General features: G+C 71.8%; 5 protein-coding genes and 1 pseudogene. 3 read left to right on the top strand and 3 right to left on the bottom strand.

Features of this window, described 5'->3' with window-relative positions:
- Together PROKR_RS35340 and PROKR_RS17980 are read left to right on the top strand one after the other, a co-directional pair.
- Positions 1-263, top strand: a pseudogene (locus tag PROKR_RS35340) (SseB family protein); the annotation flags it as partial.
- Positions 264-404: 141 nt separating this feature from the next.
- Positions 405-920, top strand: a complete 516-nt coding sequence (locus PROKR_RS17980; protein ID WP_051433114.1) for a hypothetical protein — start codon at positions 405-407, stop codon at positions 918-920.
- Positions 921-1,072: 152 nt separating this feature from the next.
- Here PROKR_RS17980 and PROKR_RS17975 read toward each other — a convergent pair whose 3' ends face one another.
- Genes PROKR_RS17975 through PROKR_RS17965 form a run of 3 tightly spaced genes read right to left on the bottom strand, consistent with a single transcriptional unit; the run spans position 1,073 to position 2,738 of the window.
- Complete coding sequence (locus tag PROKR_RS17975; RefSeq protein WP_036965350.1) at positions 1,073-1,816, bottom strand: S1C family serine protease; 744 nt, start codon at positions 1,814-1,816, stop codon at positions 1,073-1,075.
- On the bottom strand, positions 1,813-2,361 hold the full coding sequence (locus PROKR_RS17970; RefSeq protein WP_036965348.1) for a hypothetical protein: 549 nt from the start codon (positions 2,359-2,361) through the stop codon (positions 1,813-1,815). The genes PROKR_RS17975 and PROKR_RS17970 overlap by 4 nt, the downstream gene beginning before the upstream one ends.
- Positions 2,361-2,738: a DUF1844 domain-containing protein gene (locus tag PROKR_RS17965; protein WP_036965345.1), complete on the bottom strand. Its 378-nt coding sequence runs from the start codon at positions 2,736-2,738 to the stop codon at positions 2,361-2,363. Before PROKR_RS17965 ends, PROKR_RS17970 begins: the two co-directional genes overlap by 1 nt.
- 118 nt (positions 2,739-2,856) lie before the next feature.
- Here PROKR_RS17965 and PROKR_RS17960 point away from each other — a divergent pair.
- The coding region (locus tag PROKR_RS17960) for an alpha-mannosidase (RefSeq protein WP_169736468.1) at positions 2,857-4,812 on the top strand (1,956 nt) is incomplete at its 3' end.

The raw sequence follows: 4,812 nt of genomic DNA, 5'->3' as shown, positions 1-4,812 counted from the left end.
TGCCGCACGAGGACGGGCTGGCCGTGGACCCGGAGGTCGCCTCCGAGGTGGCGGTCGCCGCGGCACCGGTGCAGCACGTGGTGCGGGCGCACGCCGAGCCCGGCCGCAAGGCCGAGGTGGCGGTCGTGCTCGCCCTGGACCCGGGTCTGGACCGCGCCGGGCTCGACACGGTGCTGGGTCAGGTCAACGCGCGCCTCGCGGCGTCCGAGGTCATCTCGTCGCGGGTGGACTCGCTGGAGCTCCGGATCGGCGCGGCGCGCTGAAGCCGGCAACTGGGCCCATGAGGCGCTCCTCTTGCGTATAAGCAACTTCTCTCATCATCCCGCGCTACCGCGGACGAACAGTGAAATCATTGCTCTTCTGCCGCATGCTGACGCGAGAGTGAGAGAGCCCTGCCTGCCCACGTGTTCGTCGACGAGTCCAAGAGCGGGGACTACCTGCTGATCGCCGCCGCGATCGAGCCCGCGCGGCTCGCGACCGTCCGGAAGGCGATCCGTTCGCTCGTCCTGCCAGGCCAGCGCCGTCTGCACATGAAGTCCGAGAGCAGCTCCCGGCGGCGACAGATCCTCTCGGTGCTGTGCGCCGAGGGTGAGTCGGCGACCATCTATCGGGCCGGGGCCGGCTACAAGAGCGACATCGACCGCCGCCGCGCGTGCCTGGACTCGATGGTCGCCGACATCGCCGCGTCCGGGCACGCCAAGCTCTGCCTGGAGTCCGACGAGACGATGGATGAGCGCGACCGGCGGGACCTGGCCCGGCTGATCAAGGAACATGCCTGTCCAGACCTGGTCTACCTGCACGAGCGCGCCGCCCAGGAGCCGCTGCTGGCGATCCCGGACGTGATCGGCTGGGCGTGGGCACGTAGCGGCGACTGGCGCCGACGGGCGTTGCCGCTGGTCGAGTCCGTCATCGACGTCTAGGAACCGTCGTTTGTCCCTGGACAGCGCGAAACCCGAGCGCCACAACCGTCCGGATGGGTCTCGGGTTCACTTCTCCGGGCTACTGCCCGTCGCATTGTCAAGGTTACATCGTGCCCGCCGGAGGGTCCATGGCTCCAGGTATCGGCTCCCGCTCAGCACCCCGACGCCGGGGTGAACGCCGTGTCGTCGCCCAGCATCTCCTGGAGCGTGGAGAGCGGCACGAGCAGGCTGTTGTCGTCCCCGGTCTTGGCGTAGACCACGCCGATCACGCGGCCCTTGTCGTCCAGCGCCGCCGACCCGGACGACCCGGGCTCGACGGGGGCGTCCGTGAGCAGCACCTCGCCGAGGTTGGCGTTCAGCGGGTCTCGCGTCGAGCCCTTCACCTCGCCCTCCGTGACGGTGAGCTCGCCGCCGGCGGGGTAGCCCACGACGGTCACGTGGTCGCCCGGCTCGGGGTCGGCCTTAGCCAGCTCCGGGTGCGACGGCAGCGGGTCGGTCGTGCGGACCACGGCGAGGTCCGCGAGGCCGGCAGTCGAGGTGGCGCCCACGGTGATGTCGTGCCCGTCGTAGGTGCTGACCTCGAGGTCCTTCGAGTCCGCGACCACGTGCTTGTTGGTGATCAGCGTGTGCTCGTCGATCGCGAAGCCCGAACCCGTCGACAGCTCCTCGCAGCCCACGTTGCGGATACGGACCGCCATGCGCTCCACGGCGTCGAACCCGTCGGGGCTCAGGGCGTCGCCGCCCGCGGCGGGGGACAGGTCCGCCGGAGAGGTCGGCACGATGTCGCTCGGCACCGGGTCCGGCAGCGGCGGCAGCACGCCGCAGCCGCCCAGCGCGCCCGTCAGGGCGAGCGTCAGCGCGACACCGCCGGCACGCCGACGAGCCGTCTGCCTCACCGGCGCAGCTCCTGCTGCAGGGCCTGGTTGGCGTCCTCGGCGTCGGCGCACAGCGCGTTGACCTCCCTCTCGTACCGGATCAGGTCCGCGGGCTCGTACTGGTCGGCCTCCTTGAGGTAGCCGACCAGCTGCTCCTGGCCCGACACGCACTGCCCCAGCGCCGAGGCCACCGTGGCCGCGGCGCCGCTGACCTGCGTCTGGTAGTCGAGGTACTGCTGCGAGGCGACGTTCTCGTCGCCCAGCTGCGCCTTCTCGTTCGCGAGGTCCGTGATGCGCGACGTCGCCGTGGAGAGCTGGTCACGGGCGGCCTGCAGCTCCGAGTTCGCGCCGTCGAGCTGCATCCGCAGCGAGCCGACCTCGTCGGCGTACTCCTGCGCCTTCGCCTCCCACTCCGTGGCGGTGCGCTGCCAGCGGACGGTGGTCAGCCACAGGTACGCGCCGACGGCGATCGTCGCCACCAGCACGAGCGCGAGGACGCGCGAGGCCCGGCGGGGCCTCGGCGCCCGGTCCGGACCGGGCGCCACCACGACGGGAGCCTCGGTCATCAGACGACGGAGCCCGTGTACTTCTCGCCGGGGCCCTCGCCCGGGGCGTCGGGGATCACCGACGCCTCGCGGAACGCGAGCTGCAGGCTGCGCAGGCCGTCGCGCAGCGAGCGGGCGTGCTGGTTGCCGATGTCGGGGGCGCTCGCGACGACTAGCGCGGCCAGCGCCGTGATCAGCTTGCGCGCCTCGTCGAGGTCCTTGAGCTCCTCGGCGTCCTCGCCCTCGGCCAGTCCGCACTTGACCGCCGCGGCGCTCATCAGGTGGACGGCGGCGGTCGTGATGACCTCGACCGCGGCGACTTCCGCGATGTCCCGCGTGGCCTGGTCGGAGCCCACCGGGGCGTCGTATCCGGTGGTCGTCTCGTCGCTCGTGCTCATGGGCACCATCCTTTCATCCCCCCGGGGGTGCGGACGCCCACCGAACACCCTCCGGACGGCGGCAGGAGTCTGGGTTAGCCTGCGTGCGTTCAACGGTGAAACAGGGGAGGCCCTTTCGATGCACGACGACATCACACTGACCACCGGGCGCGCGCACCGGGTCCTGACCGAAAGGATCTGGCCGGCGGTGCACGAGACGTCGGTCCCGCTCGACGTCGAGTGGCACGCCCTGCCGGGGGAGCCGATCCCGCCGGCCGAGGGGCTCGCCCTCGCGATGGAGCCGTACGAGGTGGGCACGCCGTGGGGCCCGGCCTGGGGTACCACCTGGTTCCGGCTGACGGGCACCGTGCCCGCCGAGTGGGCCGGACGCACCGTCGAGGCCGTGGTCGACCTCGGCTTCGACGTGGACCGTACCGGCTTCCAGGCCGAGGCCCTGGTCTACCGGCCGGACGGCAGCCCGGTGAAGTCCATCAACCCCCGCAACCAGCACGTCGTCGTGGCCGACGCCGCGGCCGGCGGCGAGCGCGTCGAGCTGTTCCTGGAGGCGGCGTCCAACCCGGTGCTCCTGGGGCACAACGTGTTCGAGCGCACCACCGAGGGTGACACCACGACGTCGTCCCCGGACCCGCTGTACACGACCCGGCGCATCGACCTCGCGGTCTTCGAGTCCGAGGTGTACGACCTCGCGCTCGACGTCGAGGTGCTGCTGGAGCTTCAGGCCGAGCTGCCCACAGGCCCGCGCCGTATGCGCGTGCTGCAGGCGCTCGACGACGCCCTCGACGTGCTCGACCTGCAGCGCATCCCCGAGACCGCGGCGGGGGCCCGGGCGGCGCTCGCGGACGTGCTGGCCAGCCCGGCCGAGCACAGCGCCCACGAGATCTCCGCCGTCGGGCACGCGCACATCGACTCCGCCTGGCTGTGGCCCGTACGCGAGACGATCCGCAAGGTGGCGCGCACGACGTCGTCCATGACCGACCTGATCGAGCGCACCGACGACTTCGTCTACGGCATGTCGTCCGCGCAGCAGTACGCCTGGGTCAAGGAGCACCGTCCCGAGGTGTGGGAGCGGATCAAGGAGGCCGTGGCCAAGGGCCGGTTCCTGCCGCTGGGCGGCATGTGGGTCGAGTCCGACACGGTGATGCCGTCGGGTGAGGCGCTGACGCGCCAGTTCTCGCAGGCGCAGCGGTTCTTCGAGCGGGAGTTCGGCCTGCGTTCGCACGGGGTGTGGCTGCCCGACTCGTTCGGCTACTCGCCGGCCCTGCCGCAGCTCGTCCGCCGCGCGGGGTTCGACTGGTTCTTCACGCAGAAGATCTCCTGGAACCAGGTCAACGTCTTCCCGCACCACACGTTCTGGTGGGAGGGCATCGACGGGTCGCGCGTGCTGACGCACTTCCCGCCGATGGACACCTACAACTCGCAGCTCTCGGGCGAGGAGCTCGGCAAGGCGACCCGCCAGTTCCGCGAGTCGCGGCGCGCCACGGGCTCGATCGCACCCGTCGGCTACGGCGACGGCGGTGGCGGCACCACCCGCGAGATGACCGGCCGCGCCAAGCGGCTCGCGAACCTCGAGGGCAGCGCCAAGGTGCGCTGGGAGCACCCGGACGCGTTCTTCGAGCGCGCTCGCGGGGAGCTGCTCGCGTCCGGCACGGATGACAGCGCTGTCTGGGTGGGCGAGCTCTACCTGGAGCTGCACCGGGCCACGCTGACGTCGCAGCACAAGACCAAGCAGGGCAACCGTCGCAACGAGCAGCTCCTGGTCGAGGCAGAGGCCTGGGCGGCCACGGCGTCCGCCCGGACCGGGGCGGACTACCCCTACGAGGAGCTGGACGCCCTGTGGCAGCAGGTGCTGCTGCTGCAGTTCCACGACATCCTGCCCGGCACGTCGATCGCCTGGGTGCACCGCGAGGCCGTCGCCCAGCACGCGGCGATCACCGAGAGCGTGCAGGCCATCATCGACCGCTCCCTGCGGGCGCTGGTCGGCGAGGGCGACGTGCCGCTGCGGGCCAACCCGGCAGTGTTCGCGCAGGCGGGGGTGCCCGCGCTGGGCGTGGCCCCGGCGTCCGCCCCGGAGGCC

Origin of the sequence: Promicromonospora kroppenstedtii DSM 19349, from assembly GCF_000515355.1 — a bacterium.
GTDB classification, from domain to species: Bacteria; Actinomycetota; Actinomycetes; order Actinomycetales; family Cellulomonadaceae; genus Promicromonospora; species Promicromonospora kroppenstedtii.
This window is presented reverse-complemented; position numbering and strand designations above follow the sequence as displayed.

Coding starts and splice junctions, on each gene's coding strand:
- PROKR_RS17970 (WP_036965348.1), bottom strand. CDS start 2,361: ATGACCGAGGCTCCCGTCGTGGTGGCGCCCGGTCCGGACCGGGCGCCG.
- PROKR_RS17965 (WP_036965345.1), bottom strand. CDS start 2,738: ATGAGCACGAGCGACGAGACGACCACCGGATACGACGCCCCGGTGGGC.